This is a genomic window from Paraburkholderia sp. (assembly GCF_050742655.1).
GTDB lineage: Bacteria > Pseudomonadota > Gammaproteobacteria > Burkholderiales > Burkholderiaceae > Paraburkholderia.
Map to the genome: position 1 here is coordinate 1 of NZ_JBOIGG010000065.1, position 1,542 is coordinate 1,542.

Annotated in this window: 3 protein-coding genes; 2 read left to right on the top strand and 1 reads right to left on the bottom strand. The window is 63.9% G+C overall.

The genetic code is table 11. The features are described from left to right. Positions 1-203: 203 nt before the first annotated feature. On the top strand, positions 204-647 hold the full coding sequence (locus ACREXZ_RS30795; protein ID WP_431767906.1) for a helix-turn-helix domain-containing protein: 444 nt from the start codon (positions 204-206) through the stop codon (positions 645-647). A gap of 23 nt (positions 648-670) precedes the next feature. Further along, the gene (locus ACREXZ_RS30800; RefSeq protein ID WP_431767907.1) at positions 671-1,264 is read left to right on the top strand and encodes an IS630 family transposase; all 594 of its coding nucleotides are present in this window, start codon (positions 671-673) and stop codon (positions 1,262-1,264) included. Here the strand turns inward: ACREXZ_RS30800 and ACREXZ_RS30805 are convergent. After that, a partial coding sequence (locus tag ACREXZ_RS30805) for an AlkA N-terminal domain-containing protein (RefSeq protein WP_431767908.1) occupies positions 1,217-1,542 on the bottom strand: 326 nt, incomplete at its 5' end. The two genes, ACREXZ_RS30800 and ACREXZ_RS30805, sit on opposite strands and share 48 nt — an antisense overlap.

The following is a 1,542-nucleotide window of genomic DNA, read 5'->3' on the forward strand; positions in this document are numbered from 1 at the left end:
ATATTGCGCCAGCATCGGCGACAAATTTGGCCCGGCGGCGCCATCAGCGAGAGGCCCGCCCGTTGCTCGAAAAGGCTCTTGCGGCGGCACGGTAGTGGTAGCAGCGCGTTTCAGCATGGGCCAGAACCTAAGCAGACCTGCGCTGATTGGCCAACGGGAAGGTTTCGTGATTCAGTCTCTGGAGGTGATTCGGAGGCCCTCACATGTCAGGCAAATCTCCTTTGGCGGCCAGTGCCGAGCAGCGTGACGCTCTGAAGCGGCTGGCGGTTTCCGTGAACCGCGCGGAGGCCGACCGGGCGCGCGCGATCCTGCTTTCGCTTTCCGGCTGGAAGAGCGCGGCGATCGGCGAGGTTTTCGGGGTGCGCGAGGACACGGTGCGCGACTGGCGCTCTTCGTTCATGCGCGAAGGCTTGGCCGGCATCGAGCGACACCCCGCTCCCGGCTGTTCTCCGGTAAAAGCGGAGGCGGCGCTTGCGGTCGCGAGCGAACTGTTCGCCGCGCCGGTTGAAAATCGGATCAACTGGACCTTGCCGCGCCTGTCGGAGGAAATCGAACGGCGCACCGGGCATCGCATCTCGCATTCACGGCTGTCGGTGGTGCTGCGTAAAAAAGGGGCTTTGCCTGCAAGCGACCCCGCCACACGCTGAAAGGCCGGCAGGACGCCGAGGCCGTGGAGCGGTCCGGCCTGCGTCTTCAACTGATGAAGCAACAAGCGCTGGCGGGCGACATTGTGCTGCTGTTCGCCGATGAATCGGAGGCGTTGACCCATCCTTATCTGGCCCGCGCCTGGGCGAAACGGGGAGCCGACTTGCGCGTTCCGGCTCCGGGCCAGGCACAAAAGATCGCCATGATGGGCGCGCTCGACTTCGTTTCCCGCCAGCTTACTGTCGTGACCTCGCAAACCAAACGCAGCGCCGATTTCATCGCCCTGCTCGAACGGCTCGATCGAATCCATGGCCCCAAGCCGGGAGCGGCGTGCAAACCCGTCACCATCGCCCTGGACAATGGACCCATACACACCAGCAAAGCGACGCGCGCCGCGCTGGCCGAGCGCAAGCACTGGCTCACGCCCGAATGGATGGCCAAATATGCGCCCGAACTCAACGACATCGAGCGCGATTGGAAAACCCTCAAGACGCATCATCTCGCCCACAAAACCTTCCACAACAGGGATGACCTGAAAATCGCGATCGACGCCGACATCGAGGCCATCAATTCAACCCGAAAATCGCATCCGTTGGCCAAGCAGCGAATCTTTGCTTAGCCGGTCGCCGGCCAAGGGGCGCACCACGACCACCCCTTGATCCGGGCCTATGGCGATGCTGCGAGCATAGTGGCCGGGGGCCACGATCTCGACCCCGGGAATGGCGCGATGGCTCAGGAACCCGGCCATGGCGTCCCAGTCATAGGGCGGCCGATAGGGCAGACGGAGCGAAAGCCCAACGCCGCCACGCGCCGAGACCTCCTCCGCATTTCCGCGCCGCAGGGCGCTGGGCGGACGATTGTAGAGGATTTGGAAGGTCTCGTTGAAGCGGCGGATGC

Bases quoted from the DNA above. Each gene is read 5' to 3' on its own strand.
- ACREXZ_RS30795 (WP_431767906.1), top strand. From the start codon at position 204: ATGTCAGGCAAATCTCCTTTGGCGGCCAGTGCCGAGCAGCGTGACGCT.